Below are 25,165 nucleotides of genomic sequence, written 5' to 3' on the forward strand. Positions count from 1 at the left end.
TCGGGGTCTGGAATTGGATCGCTGTTTCGCCCACCGACGTCATCTGACGATGGTGACGGGGACGGAAGCGCGCTGTGCGATCGTTTCGGCGACGCTCCCGATAAGTAGTCGTTCTAACCCGTGTCGGCCGTGACTCCCGAGGACGATCGCGTCGACACCCGCTTCTTGCTCGTACTCGAGGATGGTCCGCGCAGTCTGTCCGAACAGCGTAATCGTCTCGATCTCCCGACCGTAGTCGCTTGCGACTTCCTCGGCGCGCTCGAACAGGTCGAGCGGTGTGTCGCGCCACTCCTCCGCGGCCGGGGCGCTCTCGAGTCCGAGCGGGGCGTCTTCGGCGACGGTGAGGACGTGTAATACCGTGACCTCGGCCTCGGGATACCGCTCGAGCGCGTAGGCCACGACGTCTTCGAGGAGCGATGTCTCGTCGATCGGAACGAGGACGTGTTCGGACATGGTAGCTATTCAACACCCTCGTTCGGCTTAATACGGTACCCAAGATGGGGGATGGCATCCACCTCGAGCCCGCTTCCGAACAGTCCCGAAAACGAACCGTTCGCTGGGGACAGTTTTTCCGTCCTGAACACGAACCAAGAGCTATGAGTCTCCCAATTGACCCGTCCGAAATCGATCCCGAACACTACGGCGAACACCGAGCCGTCCTCGAGATGGACCACGAGGAGGCGATCGAACACACGCGCGAGGTGTTTGAGGCGGAAGGATTCGGCGTTCCCGCCGAGTTTTCGCCCTCGGAACTGTTAAACGAGAAAGTCGACGCCGACAGAGACCCCTACTACGTCCTCGGAGCCTGTAATCCGCAGATAGCTGATCGGGTACTCGACGTGACGAAGAAGATGGGCGGACTCTTCCCCTGTAACGTGATCGTCTGGCAGGAGGAACCGGGAAAACAGGTTGTCTACCACATTTCGATAATGAAAATCGCCCGGCTGCTGGGCATTGCTCCTGACGACGAGAACTGGGCGGAAATCGTCGCCGAAACGAGCGAAATGGTCGATAGCGCGTACGCGAACCTCTAGTCCGTCGGGACTGTACTTCGTCATGCCGGACTGTCCCTCGTCGTAGCCGGACTGTCCCTCGTCGTAGCCGAACTGCATTCCATTGTGGCCCGCCCGCAGTTCGTCACATAAGAAAACGGTACTGTTTGGAGTGTCAACGTTTACGTACCCGAGGTGAGATATCCGAATATGGACGTTCGAACCGGCTTCTTCGCCTTCCTGTTGGTCCTCCTCGGGGCGGTCACCGCGATGATGATCGCGCCCCTGTTTCAGTATATCATCGCCGCCTGTCTCCTCGCGTTCGTGTGTTATCCGGCCCACCGGAGACTCGAGGAGAGAGTCGGTCCCAGAGTATCGGCGTTACTGCTCACCGCGTTCGCCGTCGTCGCCGCAGTCGTGCCGTTGCTGGCTTTCTCGATCGTCATCTTCGATACAGTGTTTTCGTTCCTGAACGATTTCGACGAACTCGCCGCTATCGAGACCGTTCGAGAGCTTGCACTGGAACTCGGCGTCGAACAGGAGACGATAGACTCCGTCGAAACCCACCTCGTGACGGAACTCGAGATGTTCCTCTCCGAATCGGTGGAGTTCGTTCTCGCCGAGTTGATCACGCTCGTGAACACGACGATCGAAATGGCGCTCGGGCTGATGGTGCTGTTGTTCTTGCTGTACTACCTGCTCGTCGACGGCCCCGAGTTCGTCGCCTGGGTGAGTTCGATCGCGCCGCTCGAGGTCGACATTCGCGAAGAACTGTTCGATGAAGTCGAAACAGTCACCTGGGCGGTTATCTACAGTCACGTTCTCGTCGCGCTGGTCGAGGGGATTCTCGGCGGCATCGGTCTCTGGCTCCTCGGCGTTCCAAACGTCACCTTCTGGACGGTCGTGATGATCATCGTCTCGTTCCTCCCGGCGGTCGGAATCTGGCTCGTCTGGGGGCCCGCCGTCGGCTATCTCTTCGTCGCTGGCGAACCGGTGAGCGCGGCTATTCTGTTAGTGTACGGTATCGCCGTCCTCTCCGTCGTCGACAACTATCTGCGTGCGATCTTTGTCGACCGAGAATCGGGGCTCCACCCAGCAGTCGTCCTCGTCGGCGTGATCGGCGGGATCTATCTGCTCGGCATTATGGGACTCTTCCTCGGCCCCGTCCTGCTCGCGGTCTTCAAAGCGGGGCTGAACGTCTTCGGTGACGCTTACGGCGATTTCGGATCGTCTTCCACAACGGAGTCGGTCGAACCGTCGTCTGAGTCGTCCGCAACGCCCCCTTCGGACGTCGCTGGCGAGTGACGGCCGAACGGTTCCTCGTCCGTGGCTGTCGCGGATTCTGAACGGTCCCCTCCCGCGGATTCGCTTTTCGTTCGTTCGTCGTGACCTGGACGTTCGCCGTTATCGGCCCGTTCGCCCCTACCGCCCCGTTCGTCCGCTTCCTCCTCGAGTTCCTCGAGGTACTTTTCGGCGTCGTATCTGACGTACCCCGTATAGAGCATGATGAGTGCGAACAGGATCAGCGGAACACCCAGCAGTAAAAAGAGGGCTGCCAGCGCGGTAAAGAGGTCGGGCGGAATCGCTCCTGGAACTGTCATACGCTCGTTCTGTCCCGGATCAGCTAAAGGGATTCCGTTCGTTGATGGACTACGATGGGACCGCACCAAGACGATCAGCCGTGGGATCCCGACGCCTACGACGGCTCGCACGCGTTCGTTTACGAGTACGGCGAATCGCTTCTGGATCGCCTCGACCCCAGACCGGACGATCGAATACTCGATATCGGCTGCGGGACGGGACACTTGACGAACGAAATCGCGGCGAGCGGGGCGACGGTCGTCGGCATCGATCAATCCGAAGCGATGATCGAACAGGCGCGGTCGTCAAATCCGACCTCGGACTCGTCGAGTTCACGTTGTTCGTTCGTCCGCGCGGATGCGACCGATTTCAGCGCGGACGAGCCCTTCGACGCCGTTTTCTCGAATGCGGCGTTGCACTGGATTACCGATCAGGACGGCGTCCTCGAGTCCGCTCGAGACGCGCTCCGTCCGGGCGGTCGATTCGTCGCCGAACTCGGCGGGGCGAACAACGTCCAACTGATCGTCGACGCCCTCGAAACCGAGTTGCGCAGTCGCGGGTACGACAACGAACACCCGTGGTGCTTTCCGTCGATCGGCGAATACGCACCGCGACTCGAGTCCCACGGCTTCGAGGTCCGGATGGCTCGCTTGTTCGACCGACCGACGACGCTCGAAGACGGAGCGGGCGGTCTCGCAAACTGGATCGGCATGTTCGGCGAGGAGTTTTTCGAGTCGGTTCCGGACGACGAGCGAGATGAGATCATCGGCGCTGTCGAGGACGAACTCAGGCCAGCGCTGTTTCGCGATGGCTCCTGGACCGCTGACTATCGCCGACTCCGGTTTGTCGCGGTTGCGGTCGACGATTAGCGGTCGCGGACGCTTGAGGGCGAAGTAGGTCAAAGGGGAAAACGGGCGTACGGCTCCGTCTTGCGCTTAACGGGTCAAGCTCCCGCTCGAGAACGCATCGAGACTGGATTGCAATCCTGCGGCGAGTTCCGATTTCCGGCGGAGTCGCTGGTGGGAAACGGGGAGCCGTCTCGAGACCTTTGCGACCGCGTCGTGGAAGGTTTCGGCCTCGCCGTACTCGCCGGCGATCGATTCTCGCCCGTCGAGCCCCTGATCTCCCGCATCACCGGGTGCCCCGTCGAAGGCGTTCCTGACGCTCTCGCGGACCTGCCAGACGCCGACGGGGGCCCAGTAGTCGTCGCTCACCTCGCGCAGGACCAGACACTTCGCCTGCCTGCCGATGGATTCTAAGTGCTCGAGGACGCCCAACCGGGCGGCGTAGTAGGCTCCCGCCGTTTCCTCGACGTAGCCGGTTCGGCCCTCATAGCCCTCGCTTGCGCTGGCCATCCAGACCGCGTCGTGGGGATTCGGGTTCCAGATGCTCCCGGGCGCTTTCATCTCGACGAGTTCGAACTCCCACCTACCGGGCGAGAGGATGATCCAGTAGCGATTGCCCATGTACTCGTTGGCCCAGACCTGGACTTCGTTGATGCTCGGGTTCGTCCGAATCTGGCCGCGGACGAACTGGCCGACGGTGTCGTCGACGGCGGTGATCGACCACCGCGTCGGAACGAGTCGGCGCTGTTTCGTCTCGCCGAGCGCACCGGCAGAGAGAATCGAGTTGATTTCGTAGACGTCGAACCCGCGGCGATAGAGGTAGGTCATCGCACCCTGTGCCTGCCAATCGTCGTCCTCTAAGGTCTTTTTCACCGCTTTCGGAACGTGAGGGTTCTCCCGCAAATCGGCGTTTTTCGCGTTGGCCCGCGGTCCGCGCGGCGTCGCCACGTCGGTTCCGGCGTCGAGACCGAGATCGGGCGTGTCGTCGAGGCCGATCTCGAGGTCGACCGGCCGATCCGAAATCGCCACCTCGCGCTGGACGCCGACGAAACCGTCCCAGACGTCGTCGACGGATGGTGCCAGGCGACTGGCGATACTCGGCGAGTCGACGTTCGCGGGTTTGCTCGAGTTCAACAGGCCGGTCCGTCGCTGGAGGACATCGTCGATGGCGTATCCCTGCTGGTACCACTTGCCGTCGGTGACGTACTCCTCGGCCTGCTCTTCGTCCCCAACGGGCGAGAGCAAGCCGATCGGGATATCGGGATAGTTCGATCGGCCGACGAAAATGGAGGGGGCCGTCGATCCGACGAGGGTGTCACCCGAAAGGGATTGTTCGAAGTTCCGTTCGAAGTCCTCGAGGTGGTCCGTGATCGCGTAGGATTTCTCCTTTGCGAGACGCCGTCGCTCGGCTTCCTCGTCGGGCTCTAACTCCTCGATGTAGTCGTCGAGGCGCATTAGCGGCCCTACGAACGGGACGGGTTTGAATGTTGAGTTCACTATCGATCCAACGGACCCGAAGGGTCTCACGACCAGTTTTCGGAGGGGGCTCGACCGATCTCGGGAGGTGCTTACGAACTATTTCGAGGCCGACGTTCCCGTACACGGGGAGCACCCATACATGGGTGGCCGTACATGGGTGGTACCATTTAACACACGTCGCGTAGACGTACCGCCAGTGGCGGACGAGATCCTCTTCGTTGTCGTGGGTGTTCTGGCGCTCGGTATCGGCGCGCAGATACTCGCAAAGCGGTTACAAATTCCGAGCGTGCTGTTTTTGATACTCATCGGCGTAGCCGTCGGTCCCGAGGGACTCTCGTTCGTAACGGCTGAGACGTTCGGGGACGGGCTCTCGACGATCGTCGGATTGAGTGTCGCGATCATCATCTTCGACGGCGCGTTCCACCTCCGACGGGAGAAGTTCGCGATGGCACCACAGGCCATCTTCCGATTGACCACGATCGGAGCGCTGGTCACGTTCGTCGGCACGGGCATCGCCGTCAGATACTTTCTCGACACCACCTGGAGCCTCGCGTTCCTGATCGGCGCGCTGTTAGTCGCGACGGGACCGACGGTTATCACGCCGATTCTCGAGGTGATAACCGTCCGGGAACACGTTACCGCCGCGCTCGAGGGGGAGGGAATCATCAACGACGTGACCGCCGCCGTCCTCGCGATCGTGATCTTCGAGGCCGTCGTCGTCGGGAACTCTCCCGAAACGATCCCGCTGGCGTTTCTTCAGCGACTCGCCGCGGGGATCGGCATCGGTATCGTCGTCGCCGTCGGCGTCCGTTACTTACTCGTTTCCGTCGAGCAACCGGCCGGGAACGCTCCGCAGGTTGCGAGGCTGGTAACCCTGACGGGCGCGCTGGTTTCGTTCGGGCTCGCCGAATCGGTGTTCTCCGAGACCGGCGTAGCCGCAGCAGCGACCGCTGGACTCGTCCTCGGAAACGTTGAGCTCCCCTACCGCGAGGAGATCCTCGAATTCAATCGGGATCTCACGCTCGTGGTTCTCTCGTTCGTCTTCATCTCCCTAGCCGCGCTGATCGACTTCGACTCCCTGTTGGGGCTCGGAACGGGTGGAATCGCTGTCGTCGTCGCGGTAACACTGTTCGTTCGACCCCTTCTGGTCGCCCTCGCGACGACCGATCGGCGGTTCAGTCGCGAGGAACGGCTCTTCCTCTCGTTCGTCGGTCCCCGGGGGATCATCCCGGCGTCCGTTGCGACGCTGTTCGCGCTCGAACTCGAGGCGGCCGGGCAGTTCGAAGCCTCACAGACGCTGGCCGGAACGGTATTTCTCGTCATCTTCATCACCGTCGTCATTCAGGCGGGCTTCTCTCGGCAAATCGCGGAGTACTTTCAGGTTATTCCAATGCGCACACTCATCGTCGGCGGCGGTCGGGTCGGCCGGACGCTCGCCACGCGACTGGAGAAACGAGGGGAAAACATCGTGCTTATCGACGAGGATCCCGCGGTCGTAACCCGTTTGCAAGAGAACGGATTCAGCGCGCTCACGGGTAACGGAACCGACGACGATGTTCTGCAGAAAGCGGGTATCGAGGACGCGAAGATCGTCGTCGCGACGACCGCGACCGACGATACGAACCTGTTGGTCTCGCAGCTCGCACGAACGAAATTCGACATCGAAACCGTCGTCGCTCGCGTAAATTCCCCCGAGAACGTCGACGCCTTCGAAACGCTCGGGGTCCGCGCTATCGACGTCTCGAGTGCGACCGCGTGGTCTATCGACAACGAGATCGAACGACCCGCGCTCGCACACTGGATGAACGAACTCGGCGAGGGACACGACGCACAGGAGATCACGGTAACGGCGACGGATCTCCCGAACTCGACCATCGCCGAACTCGACGCCGAGATACCCAACGGCTGTATCGTCGCCGTTCTGGCTCGAGACGGCGAGACGTACGTCCCCGGTGCGGACACCGTTCTCGAGGAGGGAGACCGGGTGACGTTTATCGGTCGCGACGATGCCGTTCGGTCGGCCGTCCGCCGATTTCACCCTCACGATTGAACCGCCCCGGCGTTTCGCGTCCGTTCAGCGTGGTCTCGCCGCTCGAGTAGCAAAAGACAACCGTTAAAAACGGCGGGAGGGAAGGTGGCTGTATGAGCTCCACGGATAGACGAGAGACGCGTTCGTGTGTCTCTTGTGGGATCAACATCGCGGGAACGAACGCTGCAGCGTTCAAATGTCCCGAGTGCGGTAAACAGATTTACCGCTGTGCAAAGTGCCGGAAACAGAGCAACCTCTATGAGTGCGACGACTGCGGATTCACCGGTCCATAAGGATACAATGGGAAAAGTAGCAGCCAAAATCAAGGTCATGCCGAACAGCCCGGAGATCGACCTCGACGCGCTTCAGGAGCGACTCGAGACCGCCCTTCCGGAGGGTGCCAAGATCAACGGAACCGAACGCGAGGAAGTCGCCTTCGGTCTCGTCGCCCTGTACGCGACGGTTATCGTTCCCGACGGAGCGGGCGGAACCGAAACCGTCGAAGAAAACTTTAGCGACGTCGAAGGCGTCGAAAGCGTCGGCGTCGAGAACGTCGGCCGGATATAACACGACTCCGTTTTTCGATCGTTTTTCTACTCCCCGAAGCGACCGCTCCGTCTCGCTCGAGTAGGTCGTCTCTTGCTGGCGCTCGGAGGGGTGATTTCAAAGCCGTTCGTCTTCCAAAAATTGTCTCTCGAGAATTGATTTCTCCCCGAAGGGGCAGACTCGTCAAAGCGAATCTGAATAACTGCCTTCAGTTATCCGGACCTCGAGCGCCGAGGTCGGCTTCCGAGACCATCTGTGCGCCGGTCGAAGAGAGGTCGATAGTCACGTCTTCGGTGACGGCCTTGCTGATCTCGTCGAGGTTTCCGGCCAGAACCGTCAACACGTCCTGCGGGTCGATGTAGATCAGCATGTTCCCGTCTTGGCCCTCCGTCACAAGTTGGAGGTCGTTCAAGGCGACCTGATTGTTCTGAATCGAGGCGGCAACGACGGGGAGCGCTTCGGGTTTCCCGTGTTCGTCCTCCCGTACTTTCCGGATGTGAACCGCATCGAGGTCGATAACGTCTTTGTGCTCTTTGATCTTCTCGGCGCAGTTGACCATGTCGTGCATGACCTCCGTTCGCTTCTCGTTGCCGTGGTCGCCGTCGAGACAGTGCTGACAGACGCGGAGTTCGATTTGCATGGGTTATCGTACTGGCCCCGGCCCGATGAGATTTCCGCTTCGCTGGGCGGTGTGAAATGCCGACCTAGCTCGAGCGCGCTCGAGCGATTTCGGCGATTCGGCCGCTGCCCGATCGGCTGTACCCGCCGTGGAAACAGAGCACGTGGTCAATCTCGAGGGCGGCGAGCGTTTCGACCGACTCGAGGGCGCGATCCATTTCGGGCGTGAACTCGGGTTTCGGACCGGAGAGCGCTTGGTCTCCGTCCGAGACGAGCGCGTCGCCAGCGATCAGGAGCCGTTCGTCGGGAACGTACAGCGAAAGATGACCCGGGGAGTGTCCGGGCGTCTCGAGGAGTTCTATCGGACCGACGGCCGTCGACAGTCGACTTCCGCCGACGAGTTCGATGTCGACCGTCCCCGGCGGGTAGCGATCCCCGTCGCCCTTGATCGGCCGTTTCTCTCCCGTGATGTACGGCGCTTCTTCGGGATGGGCCGCCACCGGGACGTCGACGCGCGAGCGGAGTTCCGCGAGCCCGCCCGCGTGATCACCGTCATGATGGGTCAGTACGACCATCCAGAGATCCGAGAGCGAAAAGCCGAGATCCGACAGCGCGGTCTCGAGGGGGCCGACCGCACCTTCGGGACCGACATCGATGAGGATCAGACCTCGATCAGTTTCGACGACCGTCGGCGTGATCGTCAGCTCCCGGCCGTGAAACTCGAGCGTGAGTGGAAGTGCGTGAACCCCTGCATCCGTTTCTGGTGATGACATGGCCCGCTTTTCGGACCGCGGGATCAAATGTGTACAGGTCAGGCAACAGGAAAGAGAGTCAAGAAGGGGCACTCGACGAACCGCGAATCGTCGTGTTCAGTACAGTGCGTCCTCGATCGCCCCCTCGAGATCGGCAATCAGGTCGTCGACGTGCTCGATCCCGACGCTCGCGCGGATGAGTCCGTCCGTCAGCCCGGCCTCGAGGCGTTCCTCCCGGGGAATCGCGGCGTGGGTCATTGGAGCGGGCTGTTCGATCAGACTCTCGACGCCCCCGAGGCTCTCTGCGAGGGCGAACACATCGGTGTTCGAGACGACCGCGCTTGCCTCCTCGAGAGTGGCGTCGAGTTCGAAACTCAGCATGCCCCCGAAGTCGTCCATCTGGTCGGCGGCGATTTCGTGTCCCGGATGCGAGTCGAGCCCGGGGTAGTACACTCGTTCGACGTCGGAGTGGTCCTCGAGCCACGTCGCGATGGCCCGGGCGTTTTCGCAGTGGCGATCCATCCGAACGGGGAGTGTCTTCGTCCCCCGAAGGACGAGAAAGGACTCGAAGGGACCGGGCGTCGCGCCGACGGCGTTCTGATAGAAGCCGAACCGCTCGTCCAGGGATTCGTCGTTGGTCAACAGGGCCCCGCCCACGACGTCGGAGTGGCCCCCGAGGTACTTGGTGAGCGAGTGGGAGACGACATCCGCGCCCAGCTCGAGCGGTCGCTGGAGGTACGGCGTCGCGAAGGTGTTGTCGATGGCGCAGATCGCGCCTTCTGCGTGGGCGATCTCGGCCGCCCCTTCGATATCGACGATGGACATGAGCGGGTTCGTCGGCGTCTCGAGCCAGAGTAGTTCGGTGTTCTCTTGGAAGGCACCCTCGAGCGCCGACAGGTCGGTCATATCGACGAACGAGAATTCGATATCGTACTGCTCGTAGACCTGCGTGAAGATCCGGTGTGTTCCGCCGTAGACGTCGGTGCCGGTAACGACGTGGTCGCCCGACTCGAGGAGGTTCAAGACGGTGTTGATCGACGCCATCCCGCTCGAGAACGCGCGGCCGAATTCGGCACTCTCGAGGCTCGCGAGGTTTTCCTCGAGATCCGTCCGGGTCGGGTTTCCAGTTCGGGAGTATTCGTATCCTCGATGGTCGCCGGGAGCATCCTGTTCGTAGGTCGAATTCGCGTGAATCGGCGTCATCAGCGCGCCCGTTTCCTTGTCAGGGTGTTGGCCGGCGTGGATCGATCTGGTTTCGATGCTGTAGTCGTCCTCGGTGCCGTCCTCTTCGCTCGAGTTATCCATATGCGTGTGCGCGTCGCCCGGGCGGATTACTGTTGTGCCAGGAGTCCGCTGAAACGAGCGTCTCGTGCCGACGACGAACTATCGGTCCCCACGAACTACGTCGGGTCTGGGGTCGAGCTAAACCAGTAGCCGTACGCGATCAGCGGCCAGCCGAACAGCCCGGCACCGACGAGCGCGAATAGCGTCAGTACCCCACCGAACAGCCCCGTCCCCACGCCTCCAAAGAGCGCGTGTGAAACGCCGGCCAGGGTGATCGTCGCGATCGGAACTGCGAACAACACGCCTGCGAGCGGACCGTACTGTCGCGTTCGGGCGAACAACCCAACGAACGAGAGCGTTACGACCGCGGCGGCGATCGCCGGCAAGGAGGCGAGCGAAAACGCGCTGAAAGACGAGGAGAGCACGCCGACTCCGACCGTCGCCGCGCCCGCAACTCCGGCGAGACCTGCGATCGATTTAACGGACAATGGCCTCGAGACGCCGCCAACGGCTTTCCGAAGGAGCCAGCCGCCAACGACGAGGAACGCGATACCGACCGACTGGAGGACGGCGGTGATTGGCGCGACGAACAACTGTACGATGACCACGCCGGGGTTTGCCATCGACACCGCGTAGTACGTTCCGTCGTCGTCGACGATCTTTTCGGATATCTCGAATCCGGTCGCCTCCTCGCCGTCGACGGCGGACTGGGCCTCGCTCGAGGCCTCCTCGTACGGAACCGCAACGCTATCTACTACCTCTTGAGCAGTTGTCGGCTCGAGTTCGATCAGGACGTGATCGGAATTCTCGCCGACGGCGCTTTCCCACTCGTAGTACTCGCCGCCGTAGACGGCGTACTCGTACCGATCGTCGTCGTCGGCAATGCGGACCAGTTCGTCCGGGTGGGCGCTTGCCGGCTCGTCGTAGACGCCTTCCTCGGCGGCGGTGTCGAAGGCGTCGGCGACGCCGGCCGGATTGTTTTCGGCGCGTTGCTCGAGGTCGATCACCTGCTGTGCGGTCGCCGCCTCGGACGGCTCCGTTTCGGGATCGAAGGGGTCGGCCGTAAACGTCAGGTCGTCTCCGGCGGCCATCACCACGGTAAACGAGACGGCGAGCACGAGCCCGACGAGACACAAAAGTGCTATCGCGAGATAGCGGGGCCATGACGGCCCCGAGAGGGAAGTATCGTCCGCAATCGGTTCGTTATTTGCAGACGGAGGAGACAAGTCGACACTGCTCCGTTCTGACGCTTCAGACGGCGGGTCGTCTCGAGGAGGGCGGTCCATACTCACTCGTTTCAACTGGGGATAATTAACGTACTTGTTTAATTTCTCGTCGAGAAATTCCCGATTTCGAGGGGATCCGGTCACGACTCGGCGACTCAAGGTTTGCGATTCGGCGGTGGTGACCGCGCCGTTCGGTGACCGCCGCGCTATCGAAGCCGGAGCGATAAGACGTGCGTTTTATAACCGTCACCGCTCAAAAGGGTCGTACGACTATGCCGAAATCTAATGGGCCACGCCAAGGAACTCGGAGAAAGCTCGCGAACAACCCTCGAGACCGCGGAACGTCGCCGCCACAGCGTGCGATTCAGGACTACGACGAGGGCCAGAAAGTCCACCTGAAGATCGACCCAAGCATTCCGGACGGTCGATTCCACCCTCGATTCGACGGCCAGACCGGTAGCGTCATCGGCAAGCAGGGAAGTGCGTTCAAAGTTCAGATCAACGACGGCGGCAAGGAGAAGACGGTACTCGTCTCGGCCGCTCACATGAGCGCGCAGGAATGACGATCTTCAAAACGATCGTCGACGAGGAGTTCCTAACGGTCTCGGAAGTAAAAGAACACCTCGCCGACATCGAAACGGAACGCTCGCTCGATGAGGATCGCGAGCTTCGCTACGAGCTCGCCCGCACCATCGAGCACGTCAACCGGTTCACCGTCCTCGAGCCCGAAGACGCTCGAGCGCTCGTCGACGACCTGCAGGATCTCGAAAAGGTCGACGAGGAAACGGCGTACAAGATTACCAACCTCCTGCCACAGGACCGGGACGAACTGCGGTCGGTCTACGCACAGCAGCGGTACTCGCTGTCAGGGGACGAACTCGACGAAATTCTCAACACCGTCGCCCAGTACGCCTGAGTTCGGAGCTGAGTGATAGCGAGCCGACTCTTTAAGTACGCCGTCACCGTATCGGAACCTAATGAGCGAAGCCGAGCGTGACGAGACGAATGTTCGCCGTACGGTTGTGCTGGATTACCTCGCACACGGCCTCTCCGACGACGGCCGCCCACAGTACGCGAAGTCTCCCGCGGGGTACGCGATGGATGTCGAAGATTTCGGGCTCTACGAGGTTGCGTTCGACGAAGACGAGCGGTTGACGATCGGCAGCGAAGTCGTCGTCGAGCCCGACGAGGAACGCGATATCGTCGTCGATGCCCATTCGGTCGAGTACGACGCGCTCTCCTCGGGCGCCCAGTCGGAACTGGAGTACGTCGTCCAGGATTTAGTCGAGGACCACGAGGAGCGGTTCGTCGATTTCTATAACGAAGCCCAACCAATCACGTTGCGTCTCCACCAGCTGAACCTCCTGCCGGGTATCGGGAAGAAACTCCGAAACGGCATCCTCGACGAACGCAAACGAAAGCCCTTCGATAGCTTCGAAGACCTCGAGGATCGCGTCTCGGGACTACACGATCCAGACGAAATCCTCGTCGAACGGATCATCCAGGAGTTGCGTGACGACGACCTGAAATACAAGACGTTCGTCGGCCAACACGACTGATTGTCGGCCAACACGACTGACAACGGTTCACTCTTCTCGAGCCGAGACGGTGCGTTTACACTCGCCGGTCCCAAAGCGGCGACCAATGAGAGATCCAGACGGCCTGATCGCTCGAGCCGGCGTTCGCGGCGATCCGGACCGTGACCAGCACTTTCTGATCGACGACCGCGTGCTGGACCGGTTGCCGACGTATCTTACGGAAACCGACGCCGACACATCTCACTTGCTCGAGATCGGTGGCGGGACCGGCGCGCTCACCGACAGATTGCTCGAGGCTGGCGAGCGGGTGACCGTCGTCGAACGCGATCGAAAGCTGGCGTCGTTTCTTCGCGAGGAGTTCGCGGATGAGATCGCGGCGGATCGACTGACGGTCGTCGAGGGAGATGCCCTCGAGGTCGAATTGCCCGATTTCACCGCATCCGTGTCGAACCTTCCCTATGGCGTCTCGAGCGAGATCACGTTTCGACTGCTTCCGAAATCTCGGCCGCTGGTGTTGATGTTTCAACAGGAGTTCGCCGAGCGGATGGTCGCGGAACCCGGGACCTCCGAGTACGGTCGACTGTCCGTCTCGACCCAGCATTACGCCGACGTCGAACTCGTCGAATCGATTCCAAAGGAGGCGTTTTCCCCGCCGCCTGCCGTCCAGAGCGCGGTCATTCGGGCAACACCCCGAGACCCGGACTACGAGGTCGACGACGAACAATTTTTCCTTCGGTTCGTCAAGGCGCTGTTCACCCAGCGACGGAAAACTATGCGTAACGCGATTCGAAACACGGGACACATCTCGAAGCTCGAGAACCCCGATGCGGTCGTCGAGGCGGCTGACGAGGAACTCCTTCGAAAGCGCGCCGGTGCCGTGACGCCGACGGAGTTCGCCGCACTCGCCGAACTCGCGACGGATGTGACGCGAATAACTGATGACGGGTAACAAGCTACAACGGCCCGTAGACGAACGGTCTGTGGGAAACCTGGCCGTCAGTCGACCGATCCTCGACCGACGGATACAGGTGAGTGCAGCCACGATTCGGTCCAACGGAGAATAGATGCTCGAGACTCTCTTTGGGTTCGACTGGTTAGGAGAACAGTTCGCAACCTCGAATCAGCGCCTCGCGGTGACGGTCGTGGCGGTCGGGGTTTTGGTCGCTGTTCTGCTGTCGTACCAGAGGCTTCAGGAGTGGCTCGGTGATCGCGTCCGCCCGTTGTACGTCGATGTGATTACGATGGGGGTCCTCGTCGGAACTTGCCTCCTATCGCTTGCGGTTATCCTGGGGGTCTGGCAGCAAACCCAGGAGGTTCGAGACATCTATGTCGAGCTCGGTCTCGGTGCGCCGGCGGTTGCCCGCGTCGTCATTTCGGCAATTATCCTCCTGAGCGGGCTTATCGTCAACCGATTCACTCGCCGAGTGATTCGAGAAGTGTTCGCTTCGTCGACGGCGGTCACCGACCACCAGCGCGAGGTAACACACCGTCTTTCACAGGTGGCTGTCTGGTCAATCACCCTGCTGGTCATTCTCGGCGTCTGGATCGACGACCTGAGCGGCCTCCTCGTCGGTGCAGGACTGTTCGGTGCCGGACTCGGCATGGCCGCGAGACAGACGATAAGTTCGATTCTCGCCGGGTTCGTGTTGATGTTCGCCCGTCCGTTCGAGATCGGCGACTGGATCGAAGTTGAAGACAGCGAGGGGACCGTCACCGACATTTCGATCTTCAATACGCGGGTCCAGTCGTTCGACGGCGAGTACATCATGATCCCGAACGACCTCATCGCCTCGAGCATGGTAACCAACCGCTCGAAGCGCGGCCGACTCCGCGTCGAAATCGAGATCGGAATCGACTACACGTCCGATGTCGGGCGGGCGTCGGAGCTAATCGAAACGACGATGGCGGATCTCGACCTCGCAGAGGCGGCTCCAGCTCCGCAGGTAGTCTCCAAGGGCTTTGGAGACTCTGCTATCATGCTGAGCGCCCGATTCTGGATCGATAAGCCGAGCGCGCGTCGGCAGTGGCAAGCTCGAACGGCCGCAATCGGTGCGATCAAGGACGCGTTCGAGGAAGAGGGCATCAAAATCCCCTATCCACAGCGCGAACTCTCGGGACGAGCCGAACGCGGCGGGTTCGAAATCGCCGACCAGGTGCGCGGTTCGGCTCCGGCCGAGGGCAACGGCGAGTCCGCACCGGACGGCGACTCGAGAGCGAGGACGTCGACGGAGTACGACGAGCGAGGCGGCGGTCGCACCGACTCGAGTGCCGAATCCACTTCCGATTCGGATGATGAACAGGTCGCAACCCGGGAGGACGACTAGATGGACCTCGCCAACCAACGCGGAGTGGAAACGGACGTCTACCAGCCGGCTGAGGACTCACAGTTACTCGCCGAAGCGGCCTGCGACCGATTGGACGAGCGGGACCTGGTTCTCGAGGTCGGTACCGGTTCGGGGTACGTTGCGACGCGAATCGCCGAAGAGACCGGAAGCCGCGTGATCGCGTCGGACGTGAACCCCCACGCGCTCGAACAGGCCCGCGGCGACGCCGTCGAGCCAGTTCAGGCGGATCTCGTGAGCCCGTTCGCAAACGACGTCTTCGACGCGGTCGTGTTCAATCCGCCGTACCTCCCGACCGAGTCGGAGAACGAGTGGGACGACTGGATGGAACGCGCGCTTTCGGGCGGCGAGGACGGCCGCGAAGTCATCGATCCGTTCCTCGACGCTGTCGGTCGCGTTCTCGCACCCGACGGCCTCGTCCTCTTGCTCGTGAGCAGTCTCACGGGCGTCGACGAGGTCGTCGGCCGCGCCGGTGAGAACGGATTCAGCGCCGTCGCGGTCGCCGACGAGTCGTTCCCGTTCGAGACGTTGACCGTCCTCGAGTTGCTGTAGTCGGTAGGTCACCGCTTTTCGCTCTCGAAACGCCGATAGTCCGGAGTCGTCATAGGGTCGGTTGTCCCTGTGTACCGGTTTGTCGCCAGAGCGGGGTAGCGAATGACCGGAAATGACTGACAACCGACCCTATCAGCCAAAGCGATCGAGTCGACCGGCGAACGACCGCCCCGTGCCACAGTGTTCAAGGTAGTTCCCTCGAACGTTCGAGTATGCGACTCGAGGAGTACTGGGGAGTCGGGCCGAAGACTCGCGAGACGTTGGTCGCGGAACTCGGCAGGGAACGAGCGATCAGGGCGATCGAGAGCGGCGACGTTCGGACGCTCTCGGAGGCCGGGTTACCCCGCGGCCGGGCGACCAGGATTCTCCGCCGGGCAACCGGCGGTGCCGGAATGGACATTCTGGCGACCAGCGACGCCCGCAAGGCGTACAAGGAACTGCTCGATCTCGCCGTCGAGCACGCCGTCACCGAGCGTGCCGCAGATCGGATTCGAGTCCTCACGCCACGGACGAACCGAACGGAGATGAACGAGCGCCTCGACTCGGTGTTGGCCGCGCGCGACGCCTGGGCCAGCCTCGAGGATGATGAGAAAGAACGGGTTCTCGAGGCGTACGACCGATACGATGATCGAGACGAGAGCGAACACGCGGCCGTCGAGACCGCCCTCGCGTTGCTCGGGGCCGAAGTCGATTCGGGGCCGTTCGAGATGATCGCGAACCTCGAGCGGGAGACGCTCGAAGACGCGGCCGACGCGCTCGGGGCGTTGGCCGGCGGGCGGGTCCGCGACGGGGCCGACGACGAACTCGATCGGCTTCGGGCCGCGCTGGGCGCGGTCGAAGATATGGACGCGAACGCGCTCGAACTCATCGAGGAGCTTCGAGACGACGGCGTCCGCGACGTGGAGGGGTTCCGGGACGCGTTCGAGGATCGCCTCCTGGGCGAGACGGACGCGACGATCGAACAGGTTCGCGAGGCCATGCCGGCGGACGCGACGGACGCGAACGATTTCGTCGCCGGCACGCTTCGCGGGCTCCGGTCGAACCTCACGGAAGCGGTCGACGAACGTGAGGAAACCGTCGCGGGCGAGTTCGAAGAGACGCTCGAGGACGCGAGCGAAGCCGTCGAGCAGGCGGTCTCTGCAGTGGACGAGATCGCCTTGCACCTTTCACTTGCGCGATTCGCGCTCGCCTACGATTGTACGCGACCGGCATTCGTCGGAGACGAGAACGAACAGAGCGATAGCGACGCGATTTCGGTGATCAACGCGCGAAACCTCTCGCTGGCGGCTCGAGAGGACGAACCGGTCCAGCCGGTCACCTACGGGCTCGGGGACCACGACGTGACGACGGTGCCCGACGACGTCGGGTCCGTTCCCGGTCAGGAGGACGTCGCCGTCCTCACGGGAGCCAACAGCGGCGGGAAGACGACGCTTCTCGAGACGCTGTGTCAGGTCGTGTTGTTGGCCTCGATGGGGCTTCCGGTTCCCGCGGATCGAGCCGAAGTGACGCCCGTCGATTCGCTCGTCTTCCACAGGCGACACGCGAGTTTCAACGCCGGCGTGCTCGAGTCGACGTTGAAATCTATCGTGCCGCCGCTGTCCTCTGGTGGGCGAACGCTGATGCTTGTCGACGAGTTCGAGGCGATCACCGAGCCCGGGAGCGCGGCGGATCTGTTGCACGGGCTGGTGACGCTCTCGGTCGACAGGGACGCGATGGGCGTGTTCGTCACGCACCTCGCCGACGACCTCGAACCGTTACCCGAGGCGGCTCGCGTCGACGGCATCTTCGCGGAAGGACTCAATCCCGACCTCGAGTTGCTCGTCGACTACCAGCCGCGGTTTAACACCGTGGGGCGCTCGACGCCGGAGTTCATCGTCTCGAGGCTGGTCGCAAATGCGACCGACCGAACCGAACGGACCGGCTTCGAGACGCTGGCAGAGGCTGTCGGCGACGAGGTCGTCCAGCGGACGCTCGCGGATGCGCGATGGACCGAGTGAGTAGGGAAGACTCGCTATTTGGTTTCACCATTCGTCTTCGTCGAGCCACTGGTCCGGCGTCGGGGTATACCCCTCGTCGTCGGCTTCCCCGTCGGTTCCGTGATAGGTGTAGACGTGGCCGTCTTTGTCTTCGGCAATTCGCGCCTCGAGGTACGACTGGGCGGCCCGTCTCGAGAGCGCTCCCATCTCGATGATGTCCGCCAGGACGGTCTTCGTGGCCCGAAACCAGATTAGTGCCTCGCGATCCGACGCGTCGGGTGCGAGTTCGACGATCGCTCCTCGTCCGTTCTGTCGGCCGTCGCCCCACTCGAGCCAGCAGACGCGGTAGGATTTGACGTCGAACTCGGTCGAAACGAGGTAGAGCGCCTCGTGTGTACAGGGATCGAGATAGTTGGTGAGAACTCGCTCGAGCGCGACCGAATCGGCCAGTAGCGACGAATCGACCGTCCCGGACCCGAGAGGAGTATCGGCGTCGATTCGGTCGGCCAACTCGAGATCGGCCGCGCCCCAGTGGCTGTATCGGAGGTCGTAGAGGTGATCGGGACGCCGGTAGGCGACGAGCGCTCTATGTCCCATTCGTCTCCGAGCGAGGACGCGGGTGGTCGGCTCCGATGCGGCCGGGCAACGATAAGTGGGGGCTCATCACCCGGTTTGGGCTCGCCCCCCTATTTGAACGTCGGGATCGGGTCACACTCAGCGTCAGATCGTTTCCGCCAGATAACGGCCCGGTAATTGGACTTCGTCGTCCGGCCGTTGGGTTTTCTCGTACTGCCGGCTATACCTCTGTGAAGATTCTCGCCGCCCCAGGGGGACGAGAATCGTGAACGACGTACAGCCGACAGTATCACCGTTCGACGGAAAGTCGCCGCTCGGCACGTTCTTTGATCGCTCGGTTCATTGCTTCGAATCCGCGCATGATCTTGTCCTCGTCCAGAAGGATCGGGACGAGTGCCCCGCGAAACGTCTCTCGCTGGAGAAAACGAGTTCGTCGATTGTCGTCACCGACGGGCTCGAGGTGGAATTCGTGGTAGCCGTCGAACACGAACGGAACGAAGAGCCGTCCGCGCCACGCGAGTCGTCTATTCGGTTCGACGGCGATGACGTCCGGAGTGAACGTCATTGATCGAGACGCCGGCGGCTGGATCGTGACTTCGAGCCGTTCACCCTCGACGGGGAGGCCTGTTATCGAACGGACGAACGGGTTCCACTCCGGATACGTGTCGAACTCGAGGAGGACCTCCCAGACGGCGTCAGGCGGGGCGTCGATTTCCTCGAAGGCCTCGATATTGAACATGAGAGAGGGTAGCATCCGACGGAACATGCGCCTATCGCCTATCAATGGCCGTTAGAGTCGGCGGAGCAGTCGATCAGTCACTGGCGAAGGCGGTGGCAGGGTGAGGTGTGCCTAGGCGCTGTCGTTAAATCGACGGTTCGTCGAGAGCGGGGCGTCACCCGGCTCTCCTCGGACGAAGTGGCCCGCCGGGTTGATCTCGCCGTCGCGCTCCATCGAGAGCAGTTCGACGAACCAGGCCTCGTGTTCGACTTCTTCCTGAAGGATACGCTGGGCCATATCGTAGGTCCGCGGATCGACGCCCTGGGTCATGTCACAGATTTCCGACCAGGTGCGGATGGCACAGCGTTCGGCTTCGAGCAACACCTCGAGGATCGATTCGGCGGTCAGTTCGTCGAGTTCGAACCCCTCAGTTTCGTAGGGGACCGGCATCTCGGCATCGGGACAGGAGGCCCGATCGGCGAAGTCCCGGATATCGTTCGGGAGCGAACCGCCGAGTTCGTACACTCGAGGGGCGACCAATTCGAAGTGTGCGCGGTCCTCGAGGCGGGCGTCCTCGGTTATCTCCTTGTAGTCCTCGTGGCCCGCGAGGTGCATCCGGAGGTTCGTGTAGTAGTAGTACGTGGTGAACTCGGCACCGATCGCGTCGAGGAGTTTCTCTCGAAGCTCCTCGGGATCGAGCCCCCGCTCGCGAAGCACGGCCATCCCCACTCGTTCACTCGTGTCCCCTGCATCGATGTTTCCCGCGGCGTGTGGTTTGTCGTCGGACATGTCACGGGCTACTGCCACTAGCCGCTACTTATACATGTTTGTTGGTTGGTAGTTTGGTAAGTCAGCGTTCTTGATCGAACGCGGCGAACATCGGTCAGCGTCATTCTCGAGTTGGCGATAGCCGCAAACGGCGTCGTTACCCGGAAGCGATGTCCCTATCCACCCGGAATGTGCGTTCGATTTCCGTTCGCCGCCAGTTCGTCGAACGACGCCGTCGCCCCTTCCGATAGCTGATACTCGCCGTGATACGGGTCAACGTCGCGGTCGAGCCCCGAGACGGTTCGAATCGCGTCGGCGAACCGTTCGTAGTTCTCGTCGACGATATCTTGGACGAGAACCGGCATCCCGGCGCGGTCGCAGAGTTCGCCGGCCGCGGCTCGACCCGCCCAGACCACCTCGGTGTTTCCGTCGACGAAAAACAGGGCGAACGGCGTATCGTCGAACTGCGCTTCGAGAAACGCCTGTGCGGTCGGATCGTCCCACGGAACGACGCCGACGGACTCGAGTTGGCGCATCGCCGTCGAGGCCGCCGAGCAGAACGGACAGTCGCCGTCGTAGAGGAGGATTCCGGTGAACGTGGGTTCTGACATGGCGCGTATGTTTCTGCTGGTAGTTCGGACGGGTGTCGTCTCACCCGAGCTTGGATCGACCCGGGGGCTTGTCGTGTTCGGCGCGGTGTCTCAGGAGTTCGTCGTACTGTTCGACCTCGAGCACGAGGTCCGATCGAGGTTGTCCGACGCAGGTGAGGACGAATCCTGCCTCATCGTCGCTGGGATAGTATCGTTTTGCGTTACTGTGATCGACCTCTCCTTCGAGGAGTTTCGCCGCGCAGGTGATACACCACCCCTGCTGGCAGTCGGCGGACAGCCAGATGCCAGCCGACCGGGCGGCCGCGAGGATCGATTGGTCCTCGCGAACCTCGAGCGTGCGGGACTCGCCCGCGGCGTCCAGATCGGCTTCGTCCGGAACACGGAGTTCGACGGTCCAGGTCGCGGGTTCGGTCACGGCTACTTGCTATGATTGGGACGAGAGCAAAATGCCTGTTGCCGGAATCGGCAACTCGAGGACGTTCGCTTGCCACGAGCCGCTGCCTTCGCCCGATCCGTTCCCAGCACACGCCAACCCGTCTTCTTTCTCCGTAGCGCGTGTCCCTGCCTCATGGCCAACATCGCGATCACGGGTGCATCGGGACGAGTCGGCCGAGAAGCGATCCAGACGTTTCCCGACGACTCGCTGACGTTGTTCTCCCACAGCGAGACCGAGGACCTCGAGACGACGCCACTCGAAATCGAGGATCGATCGGCGTTCGTCGACGCACTTTCCGACGAGGACGTGCTAATTCACCTCGCGGCGAATCCGGATCCGCGAGCCGAGTGGGACGAGGTCTCGGGACCCAACATCGACGGGCTCTACAACGCCTACGAGGCCGCGGTCGAGAACGACGTAGAGCGCGTCGTTTTCGCGAGTTCGAACCACGCGGTCAACATGCGAAACACCGTCTCGTCGATCCGCCCCGAATCGACCGTCGGCAATCCGACCATCGTCCGTCCCGACGATCCGCCGGATCCGGACACCTATTACGGGGTCACGAAGGTCTTCGGCGAAGCGATAGGGGATTACTACGCCGCCCGTGAGGGAATAGACGTCGTCCACCTCCGGATCGGCTGGCTCCTCACCCGCGAGGAGCTTCGCAAAGAATGCGACGGACGCGACGGTGCCGGCGAACGGTACGCCCGAGCGATGTGGCTCAGTCCAGAGGACTGCCAGCGGGTGATCCACCGGGCCGCGACCAGCGCACTCGAGCGCTCGCCGGTCGTGGCTCACGGAATCTCGCAAAACTCGGGTCGGTTCCTGTCGCTGTCCGAGACGCTGATGAGTCTCGAGTATCGCCCGCAGGACGATTCGAGCGACGTGCTCGACGAGGACGAATCGGGACGAAAGGGGCTCGAGACGGGATAGTAAGCGGTTGCAACGGCACCCAATTCAAACCCATTCCCCCATATCGACGGCCACAAGTGCTCGCTGGCTTCGAAAAGGGGATTACTGTGGGGCCCCAACTGTCACGTATGTCCACCGACGTATCCGAATCGACGGGGTACACATCGAACTTCGAGATGTCGGCACTCGGGTATATCGTCGCGATTCTGATCGCCATCCTGTTGTTACCGTTGCTCCCGATGATCGTCGTCGGGTACGTTCTCTACCGCGTATTCGCCTCGAGCGACGGCGAGCCGGCCCGACGCGGCTGGAAACCGGATTACGGCGGTCCGTAAGACGATTCGCCGGTCGTCCGCTCCGACCGCCGAGTCGTCGGAACACTCCCTTTCTCCCGACCCGTTCCCATGCGGCAGGCTGTGGTGGTGACGCCAACAGCTAACCACGGTGAGGCCTGTAGTAGCAACTGCTATGACAGACGTAATCGTCGTCGGCGGCGGCCCCGCCGGCTTGAGTGCGGCATTGTTCACACAGAAAAACGGCCTCGAGACGACTGTCTTCGATACCGACGCAACGTGGATGCACAAGGCCCACCTGTTCAACTACCTCGGAATCGGTTCGGAGGACGGAACGGCGTTCATGAAGACCGCTCGTCGGCAGGTCGATAGTTTCGGCGTCGAGCTTCGACAGGGCGAGGAAGTGACCGACGTTTCCGAGGCCGACGACGGATTCGTCGTCGAGACCGAAGACGAGGAGTTCGAATCCGACTACGTGGTGCTCGCGACGGGTGCGAACCGCGACCTCGCCTCCTCGCTCGGCGTCGAGTTCGACGGCGATGTCGTCGACGTCGATATCACGATGGAGACCAGCATCGACGACGCCTACGCGACGGGAGCCATGGGCCGACCCGAGGAGTGGCAGGCGGTGATCTCCGCGGGCGACGGCGCTGCGGCCGCGTTGAACATCCTCTCGAAAGAGAAGGGCGAGAACTTCCACGACTTCGACGTTCCGGCCGACGCCGACGCGACGTTCGACTCGATGGCCGAATGATCTAATCCGTCGCTTCGAGTTCTTTTGATATCTCCCCGCGCTAAAGCGCCATGGCGAGTCGCGTTGGTCTCGTTGTCGTTCGGGAGAACGCATCTCTCGGTGCGTTTGTCCGGGGAGTCTTTCGGACGCTCGAGACGCCCTCTAGAAGAGGCGTCCGAGACGATTATTTCACCCTGAATGGGTTGTCGTCCTCGTCTCCCGCCCCGTCACCTTCGCTCCCGGATTCGTCGTCTCCGTACGGTTTTCGGGCAGTGATCGTGATGGTCGCCTCGGGATCGTTCGAATCCTCCCACGGACTGTCGTAGGCTGAGAGTTCGAGATCGGTGACGTCCCAGCCTTCCTCGCTCAGTAGAGCAACGAGTTGGCGCTGGTCCTCGAGCATATCCTCGTTCATACTCGCTCGTACAGTCCGTTCGGTGGTATGTCTTGTGTCGATCTCCCGGTCCCGTTAATTGGTCGCGTCGGGTTCGATTCCCTTAGCCGCTTCCGAGTCCTCCTCGCCGTGACCGATCGTGACCGCCTCTTCGACCAGTGACCGATGCGCGCGTCGAAGTCGTTCGGATAAGGCCTGGTGTGAAATATCGAGATCGTTCGAGAGCGACTCCATATCGACGTTTCGAGGGATTTCGTAGTAGCCACCCTCGAGCGCCGCGACCAGCGTTTCGTACTGGGCGTCCGTCAATCCGTAGCGGCCTTGCCGCCCCTCGTCTAACTGGTGGATCTTCTGAATATCCAGCGAGAATCCCTGCTCGGTCGCGAAGTCGTAGGTGTTAGCCAGCGACTCGCGTTCGGGAAAGAGGACTCGGAACTGCCACCACCGTCCTTCGCTCGCGGCCTGCAAGATTGTGGCCTTCTCCTCGGTGAGGATGTGAACGATCACCGTTACGTCGTCGATCCAGCTCAGTCGATACAGTCGTTCGTCGCCGAGATCGGTAAGAAGGTCGCTTTCGTCGACGCTCGGATCTTCCTCGAGCAGCTCGTCGATCCCCGCCATCGACGATTCGGTCCCTGAAATCCAGACGTAGGGCATGACGTGATCGGGACCGTGAGCGACGACGCGTTCGATTTCGACCGAGACATCGTCGACCGACTCGAGCGTCTCGCGGAGCGCGAATTCATCAGCAGGGATCGTTAGTTCCGCAATCGTACTCATGCACCGAACTACGACGACTACACTCAAGAAGGACTCCCCTGGCGAACGGTCGTCGGACTTTTGAAGGGAGAAACCTATTTTGGTTACGTGTTTCGGTATTTCCCGGCGTCTTTAAGCGGATCCGTCTGCAAGGGACGAGTATGCTCACCGACGAGTTCGGACGCGACGTCACTGGGGTTCGCGTTTCACTCACCGATCGGTGTAATTTCGATTGTGTCTACTGTCACAACGAAGGGCTGGGCGATACCCGTGGACCGATGGATCCACAGGACGACGAGATGGGGACCGACGACGTGGTTCGATTTCTCGAAGTCGCCGAAGAGTTCGACGTAGACGCAGTGAAGTTCACCGGCGGCGAACCGATGCTTCGCCAGGATCTAGAGGAAATCATCTCCCGCACGCCCGATTCGATGGAAGTCTCGCTGACGACCAACGGCACGTTTCTCCCCGGGCGTGCGCCTGACCTCGTCGACGCGGGACTCGAGCGGGTCAACGTTTCCCAGGACGCGCTCGATCCGGACGACTTCGCCGCGGTCACCAAGAGCGGGGCCTACGACAAGGTCCTCGAAGGCGTCGACGCGGCGCTCGAGGCCGGACTGGATCCGGTTAAACTCAACATGGTCGTCTTCGAACACACGGCGGGGTACGTCCCCGAAATGGTCGACCACGTCGCCGAAAACGAGGGTCTCCAGCTCCAGCTTATCGAGTACATGCCCGAGCTGACCGGCAAGCCGGAGTGGGCGATCGACATCGAGCGCGTCCACGGCTGGCTCGAAGAACAGGCCGACGAGGTCGAACACCGAGAGATGCACGACCGGAAACGCTACTGGATTAGCAACGGAGACTCGGGCGACGGGAGCGCAAGTTCGTCCGAACGCGGCCGGGGAATGGTCGAAATCGTCGACCCCGTCGAGAACCCGACGTTTTGTGCGAACTGTCACCGGGTACGGGTCACTCACGAGGGGTATCTCAAGGGCTGTCTCAATCGCAACGACGACCTCAAGCCGATGGGCGAAATGTCCAAGCCCGAAATTCGCGACGCCTTTCACGACGTCGTCGACAGTCGGGTACCCTACTACGGCGAGTACATGGTCAAGAACGAGGACGGACACTGGGTCGTCAACGAGAAGTACCTGGACGACGGTCCCGACGTGTCGACGGCGAGCAACTAACTAAATAGCCGC

General features: G+C 61.7%; 31 protein-coding genes. 17 read left to right on the forward strand and 14 right to left on the reverse strand.

All coding sequences use genetic code 11. The annotated features are described in order from the left end of the window. Positions 1 to 39: 39 nt before the first annotated feature. Entirely contained in the window at positions 40 to 453 is a 414-nt protein-coding gene (locus tag QNM96_RS06830) for a universal stress protein (RefSeq protein WP_283835282.1), read from the reverse strand. A 143-nt stretch (positions 454 to 596) separates the two neighbouring features. Between QNM96_RS06830 and QNM96_RS06835 the strand changes: the two genes are divergently transcribed. Beyond that, positions 597 to 1,034, forward strand: coding sequence for a DUF302 domain-containing protein (locus QNM96_RS06835; protein ID WP_283835284.1), 438 nt, complete (start codon positions 597 to 599; stop codon positions 1,032 to 1,034). Positions 1,035 to 1,202: 168 nt separating this feature from the next. After that, positions 1,203 to 2,297: an AI-2E family transporter gene (locus tag QNM96_RS06840; RefSeq protein WP_283835286.1), complete on the forward strand. Its 1,095-nt coding sequence runs from the start codon at positions 1,203 to 1,205 to the stop codon at positions 2,295 to 2,297. Here QNM96_RS06840 and QNM96_RS06845 read toward each other — a convergent pair. Then, the gene (locus QNM96_RS06845) at positions 2,204 to 2,593 is read right to left on the reverse strand and encodes a hypothetical protein (RefSeq protein ID WP_283835287.1); all 390 of its coding nucleotides are present in this window, start codon (positions 2,591 to 2,593) and stop codon (positions 2,204 to 2,206) included. The two genes, QNM96_RS06840 and QNM96_RS06845, sit on opposite strands and share 94 nt — an antisense overlap. A 54-nt stretch (positions 2,594 to 2,647) precedes the next feature. On the opposite strand from QNM96_RS06845, the gene QNM96_RS06850 reads away from it, so the two are divergent. Next, positions 2,648 to 3,442: a class I SAM-dependent methyltransferase gene (locus tag QNM96_RS06850; RefSeq protein ID WP_283835289.1), complete on the forward strand. Its 795-nt coding sequence runs from the start codon at positions 2,648 to 2,650 to the stop codon at positions 3,440 to 3,442. Positions 3,443 to 3,508: 66 nt separating this feature from the next. Here QNM96_RS06850 and QNM96_RS06855 read toward each other — a convergent pair whose 3' ends face one another. Next, complete coding sequence (locus tag QNM96_RS06855; protein WP_283835291.1) at positions 3,509 to 4,873, reverse strand: Nre family DNA repair protein; 1,365 nt, start codon at positions 4,871 to 4,873, stop codon at positions 3,509 to 3,511. Positions 4,874 to 5,036: 163 nt separating this feature from the next. Between QNM96_RS06855 and QNM96_RS06860 the strand changes: the two genes are divergently transcribed. The 3 genes from QNM96_RS06860 to QNM96_RS06870 all read left to right on the forward strand — a co-directional run bounded on the left by QNM96_RS06860 (position 5,037) and on the right by QNM96_RS06870 (position 7,493). Then, positions 5,037 to 6,947 carry a cation:proton antiporter gene (locus QNM96_RS06860; protein ID WP_283835292.1) on the forward strand — a complete coding sequence of 637 codons (1,911 nt, stop codon included), beginning with the start codon at positions 5,037 to 5,039 and terminating at the stop codon, positions 6,945 to 6,947. A 92-nt stretch (positions 6,948 to 7,039) separates the two neighbouring features. Then, complete coding sequence (locus tag QNM96_RS06865; RefSeq protein WP_283835293.1) at positions 7,040 to 7,219, forward strand: HVO_2753 family zinc finger protein; 180 nt, start codon at positions 7,040 to 7,042, stop codon at positions 7,217 to 7,219. Between the two features lie 7 nt (positions 7,220 to 7,226). Then, entirely contained in the window at positions 7,227 to 7,493 is a 267-nt protein-coding gene (locus QNM96_RS06870; RefSeq protein ID WP_283835295.1) for an elongation factor 1-beta, read from the forward strand. A 187-nt stretch (positions 7,494 to 7,680) separates the two neighbouring features. Here QNM96_RS06870 and QNM96_RS06875 read toward each other — a convergent pair whose 3' ends face one another. From QNM96_RS06875 to QNM96_RS06890, 4 genes are all read right to left on the reverse strand, one after another. After that, entirely contained in the window at positions 7,681 to 8,112 is a 432-nt protein-coding gene (locus QNM96_RS06875; RefSeq protein WP_283835297.1) for a hypothetical protein, read from the reverse strand. Positions 8,113 to 8,176: 64 nt separating this feature from the next. Next, entirely contained in the window at positions 8,177 to 8,863 is a 687-nt protein-coding gene (locus QNM96_RS06880) for an MBL fold metallo-hydrolase (protein ID WP_283835298.1), read from the reverse strand. Positions 8,864 to 8,959: 96 nt separating this feature from the next. After that, positions 8,960 to 10,147 carry a cystathionine gamma-synthase gene (locus tag QNM96_RS06885; protein ID WP_283835299.1) on the reverse strand — a complete coding sequence of 396 codons (1,188 nt, stop codon included), beginning with the start codon at positions 10,145 to 10,147 and terminating at the stop codon, positions 8,960 to 8,962. Between the two features lie 95 nt (positions 10,148 to 10,242). Further along, positions 10,243 to 11,412 carry a hypothetical protein gene (locus QNM96_RS06890; protein WP_283835300.1) on the reverse strand — a complete coding sequence of 390 codons (1,170 nt, stop codon included), beginning with the start codon at positions 11,410 to 11,412 and terminating at the stop codon, positions 10,243 to 10,245. Positions 11,413 to 11,624: 212 nt separating this feature from the next. Between QNM96_RS06890 and QNM96_RS06895 the strand changes: the two genes are divergently transcribed. The 7 genes from QNM96_RS06895 (at position 11,625) to QNM96_RS06925 (ending at position 17,781) form a co-directional block, all read left to right on the forward strand. Beyond that, positions 11,625 to 11,915 carry a 50S ribosomal protein L21e gene (locus tag QNM96_RS06895; RefSeq protein WP_283835301.1) on the forward strand — a complete coding sequence of 97 codons (291 nt, stop codon included), beginning with the start codon at positions 11,625 to 11,627 and terminating at the stop codon, positions 11,913 to 11,915. Next, positions 11,912 to 12,268 carry an RNA polymerase Rpb4 family protein gene (locus tag QNM96_RS06900; protein WP_283835302.1) on the forward strand — a complete coding sequence of 119 codons (357 nt, stop codon included), beginning with the start codon at positions 11,912 to 11,914 and terminating at the stop codon, positions 12,266 to 12,268. The genes QNM96_RS06895 and QNM96_RS06900 overlap by 4 nt, the downstream gene beginning before the upstream one ends. A gap of 61 nt (positions 12,269 to 12,329) precedes the next feature. After that, the gene (locus QNM96_RS06905) at positions 12,330 to 12,911 is read left to right on the forward strand and encodes a DUF655 domain-containing protein (protein WP_283835303.1); all 582 of its coding nucleotides are present in this window, start codon (positions 12,330 to 12,332) and stop codon (positions 12,909 to 12,911) included. An 85-nt stretch (positions 12,912 to 12,996) separates the two neighbouring features. Continuing rightward, positions 12,997 to 13,839, forward strand: a complete 843-nt coding sequence (locus QNM96_RS06910) for a 16S ribosomal RNA methyltransferase A (RefSeq protein ID WP_283835304.1) — start codon at positions 12,997 to 12,999, stop codon at positions 13,837 to 13,839. Positions 13,840 to 13,954: 115 nt separating this feature from the next. Continuing rightward, on the forward strand, positions 13,955 to 15,214 hold the full coding sequence (locus tag QNM96_RS06915) for a mechanosensitive ion channel family protein (protein ID WP_283835305.1): 1,260 nt from the start codon (positions 13,955 to 13,957) through the stop codon (positions 15,212 to 15,214). Further along, positions 15,215 to 15,784: a HemK2/MTQ2 family protein methyltransferase gene (locus QNM96_RS06920; RefSeq protein ID WP_283835306.1), complete on the forward strand. Its 570-nt coding sequence runs from the start codon at positions 15,215 to 15,217 to the stop codon at positions 15,782 to 15,784. 212 nt (positions 15,785 to 15,996) lie between these two features. Beyond that, a complete protein-coding gene (locus QNM96_RS06925; RefSeq protein WP_283835307.1) occupies positions 15,997 to 17,781 on the forward strand; it encodes a DNA mismatch repair protein in 1,785 nt (594 codons plus the stop codon). A 24-nt stretch (positions 17,782 to 17,805) separates the two neighbouring features. On the opposite strand, the gene QNM96_RS06930 is transcribed toward QNM96_RS06925, so the two are convergent. From QNM96_RS06930 to QNM96_RS06950, 5 genes are all read right to left on the reverse strand, one after another. Continuing rightward, on the reverse strand, positions 17,806 to 18,357 hold the full coding sequence (locus tag QNM96_RS06930; RefSeq protein WP_283835308.1) for a DUF6735 family protein: 552 nt from the start codon (positions 18,355 to 18,357) through the stop codon (positions 17,806 to 17,808). 268 nt (positions 18,358 to 18,625) lie between these two features. Further along, the gene (locus QNM96_RS06935) at positions 18,626 to 19,075 is read right to left on the reverse strand and encodes an SRPBCC domain-containing protein (protein ID WP_283835309.1); all 450 of its coding nucleotides are present in this window, start codon (positions 19,073 to 19,075) and stop codon (positions 18,626 to 18,628) included. Positions 19,076 to 19,186: 111 nt separating this feature from the next. Continuing rightward, positions 19,187 to 19,843, reverse strand: coding sequence for a DNA protection during starvation protein (gene dps / locus QNM96_RS06940; RefSeq protein ID WP_283835310.1), 657 nt, complete (start codon positions 19,841 to 19,843; stop codon positions 19,187 to 19,189). Positions 19,844 to 19,998: 155 nt separating this feature from the next. Beyond that, the gene (locus QNM96_RS06945; RefSeq protein WP_283835311.1) at positions 19,999 to 20,433 is read right to left on the reverse strand and encodes a DUF393 domain-containing protein; all 435 of its coding nucleotides are present in this window, start codon (positions 20,431 to 20,433) and stop codon (positions 19,999 to 20,001) included. A gap of 40 nt (positions 20,434 to 20,473) precedes the next feature. Next, complete coding sequence (locus tag QNM96_RS06950; protein ID WP_283835313.1) at positions 20,474 to 20,848, reverse strand: 2Fe-2S iron-sulfur cluster-binding protein; 375 nt, start codon at positions 20,846 to 20,848, stop codon at positions 20,474 to 20,476. 153 nt (positions 20,849 to 21,001) lie between these two features. Between QNM96_RS06950 and QNM96_RS06955 the strand changes: the two genes are divergently transcribed. From QNM96_RS06955 to QNM96_RS06965, 3 genes are all read left to right on the forward strand, one after another. After that, positions 21,002 to 21,802, forward strand: coding sequence for an NAD(P)-dependent oxidoreductase (locus QNM96_RS06955; RefSeq protein ID WP_283835315.1), 801 nt, complete (start codon positions 21,002 to 21,004; stop codon positions 21,800 to 21,802). A gap of 107 nt (positions 21,803 to 21,909) precedes the next feature. After that, positions 21,910 to 22,116 carry a hypothetical protein gene (locus QNM96_RS06960; RefSeq protein WP_283835316.1) on the forward strand — a complete coding sequence of 69 codons (207 nt, stop codon included), beginning with the start codon at positions 21,910 to 21,912 and terminating at the stop codon, positions 22,114 to 22,116. 133 nt (positions 22,117 to 22,249) lie between these two features. Then, positions 22,250 to 22,828: an NAD(P)/FAD-dependent oxidoreductase gene (locus tag QNM96_RS06965; protein ID WP_283835317.1), complete on the forward strand. Its 579-nt coding sequence runs from the start codon at positions 22,250 to 22,252 to the stop codon at positions 22,826 to 22,828. A gap of 163 nt (positions 22,829 to 22,991) precedes the next feature. Here QNM96_RS06965 and QNM96_RS06970 read toward each other — a convergent pair whose 3' ends face one another. Next, on the reverse strand, positions 22,992 to 23,222 hold the full coding sequence (locus tag QNM96_RS06970) for a hypothetical protein (RefSeq protein ID WP_283835318.1): 231 nt from the start codon (positions 23,220 to 23,222) through the stop codon (positions 22,992 to 22,994). Positions 23,223 to 23,276: 54 nt separating this feature from the next. Beyond that, positions 23,277 to 23,981 carry a helix-turn-helix domain-containing protein gene (locus tag QNM96_RS06975; RefSeq protein ID WP_283835320.1) on the reverse strand — a complete coding sequence of 235 codons (705 nt, stop codon included), beginning with the start codon at positions 23,979 to 23,981 and terminating at the stop codon, positions 23,277 to 23,279. A 140-nt stretch (positions 23,982 to 24,121) separates the two neighbouring features. Here QNM96_RS06975 and moaA point away from each other — a divergent pair, with 140 nt between their 5' ends. Then, a complete protein-coding gene (gene moaA, locus QNM96_RS06980) occupies positions 24,122 to 25,153 on the forward strand; it encodes a GTP 3',8-cyclase MoaA (RefSeq protein WP_283835321.1) in 1,032 nt (343 codons plus the stop codon). Positions 25,154 to 25,165 lie beyond the last annotated feature (12 nt).

Origin of the sequence: Halostagnicola sp. A-GB9-2 (assembly GCF_030068615.1) — an archaeon.
GTDB lineage: Archaea > Halobacteriota > Halobacteria > Halobacteriales > Natrialbaceae > Halostagnicola.